The 1,317-nt window shown below is 66.9% G+C and carries 1 protein-coding gene; it reads right to left on the reverse strand.

Features of this window, described 5'->3' with window-relative positions:
* Positions 1-30: 30 nt before the first annotated feature.
* Positions 31-1,265 (reverse strand): IS3 family transposase gene (locus ACGFH9_RS30795; RefSeq protein ID WP_393226383.1). Its coding sequence is split into 2 segments (ribosomal slippage): positions 31-986 and positions 986-1,265, totalling 1,236 coding nucleotides; the frame shifts between segments, so codons are not numbered across the junction.
* Between the last annotated feature and the right edge of the window lie 52 nt (positions 1,266-1,317).

Here is a 1,317-nt window from a genome sequence, read left to right on the forward strand (position 1 = left end):
TGTCAAGCCCCGGGTTTGATGGAGAGTTGGTTAGCTGGTTTTCAGGGACGCGGTGACCGGATGGGTCATCGCGTGTAGTTGCTCGTGCTCGGCGGGTGGGACGTGTCCGAGTTCGCCGTGCAAGCGGCGGTTGTTGTACCAGTCGATGTACTCGACGGTGGCCATCTCCAGGTCGTCGAGTTCACGCCACGGGCCTCGGTTGCGGACGAGTTCGGCCTTGTACAGGGAGTTGAACGCCTCGGCCATGGCGTTGTCGTACGAGTCGCCCTTGGAGCCGACTGAGGCAACGGCGCCGGCTTCGGCGAGCCGCTGGGTGTAGCGGATCGCTCGATACTGGACTCCCCGGTCCGAGTGATGCACGAGTCCGCCCAGGTCAGCGCCCTGGTTCTCGCGGCGCCAGATCGCTATCTTCAGCGCGTCGAGCGCCAGATCCGTGTAGAGCGACGTGGATACCTGCCAGCCGACGATCATGCGGGAGTACACGTCGAGGACGAACGCGGCGTACACCCAGCCCACACTTGTGCGCACGTAGGTCAGGTCCGCGACCCACAGCTGGTTCGGTCGCACGGCGGTGAAGTCCCGTTTGACCAGGTCACCCGGGCGGCCAGTCTCGGCTGCCGGCCGGGTCGTGCGCGGCGACTTGTCGCGCAGCAGCCCGCGCAGCCCGGACTCACGCATCAACCGCTCCACGGTGCACCGGGCCACTCGCACACCGCGTCGGCGCAGCTCGTGCCACACCTTGCGAGCGCCGTAGACACCGTAGTTGGCTGCGTGAACCTGCTCGATCATCGCGGTCAGCTCCTCATCACGCCGGGAGCGGGCCGAGGCCGGGCGGGTCTTGGCGGCGTAGTAGGTCGACGGTGCGATCTGTGCTGGCGTGTCTTCGAGTGCCTGCAGGACCGGCTGGACACCGTGTCGCTCCCGCTGGGAGTCGACGAACTCGACCTTCATCGCGACGGACGGTCCAACTCCGCCGCGAAGAAAGACGCCGCGGACTTCAAGATCTGGTTCGCCCGCCGCAGCTCGCGCACCTCCCGTTCGAGGGCGGCGAGGCGTTCGGCGTCGCTGCTGGTGGTGCCCGGACGGTCACCGGCATCGGTCTCGGCCTTCTTCACCCACGTGCGCAATGCCTCCGGATGGACCCCGAGCTGACCAGCGATCCGCCGGATCGCTCCGACCGCGGACGCCGGATCACGGCGGGCCTCGACCGCCAACCGGGTCGCACGCTCACGCAACTCATCGTTGTACTTCTTCGGTGCCGGCATCGCTGGTGTTCCTCCCAGGTTTCGATGTCTCCATCTAACCCGGGGCGGAACA

The sequence above is a fragment of the Micromonospora sp. NPDC049102 genome, assembly GCF_043197485.1.
In the GTDB taxonomy this organism is placed as follows: Bacteria; Actinomycetota; Actinomycetes; order Mycobacteriales; family Micromonosporaceae; genus Micromonospora.